This window comes from Mesorhizobium sp. M7A.F.Ca.MR.245.00.0.0 (genome assembly GCF_003997415.1).
GTDB lineage: Bacteria > Pseudomonadota > Alphaproteobacteria > Rhizobiales > Rhizobiaceae > Mesorhizobium.
In genome coordinates, this window is record NZ_RZTE01000044.1 from 50,801 (window position 1) to 51,211 (window position 411).

A 411-nucleotide genomic window follows, 5' to 3' on the forward strand; every position below is an offset into this window, starting at 1 on the left:
TAATAATAGGGCCAGACCGTCTCCGAGCCGTATTTCTCCTCGGCCGCAATGAATTTTTCGGCGACGAGGTCGAGCGCCGCCTCCCAGCTTGCTTCTTTCCAGGCGCCGTCGCCCTTGGAACCGGCGCGGATCAGCGGCTTCAGCAAACGGTCGGGATGATGGACGCGGTCGGCATAGCGGGCAACCTTGGCGCAGACGACACCGGCCGTGTAGCTGTTGGACTTGGCGCCATGGACGCGGCCGATGCGGTTGCCGTCAAGCAACTCGACCTCGAGCGCGCAGGTCGAGGGGCAATCATGCGGACAGGCCGAATGGCCGATGCGAAGCTTGGCGTGTTGGTTCATGGGGCGAGGTTAACCGGTTCCGGACGCGGCGTGTAGGGCCAGATCTTACCCTCCCCTTGATGGGGAG

1 protein-coding gene is annotated in these 411 nt (G+C 63.5%); it reads right to left on the reverse strand.

All coding sequences use genetic code 11. The features are described 5' to 3' along the window. Nucleotides 1-344, reverse strand: a 344-nt coding sequence (locus tag EOB80_RS35630) for a molybdopterin-dependent oxidoreductase (protein ID WP_245466474.1), incomplete at its 3' end; no start/stop codon positions are given. Between the last annotated feature and the right edge of the window lie 67 nt (nt 345-411).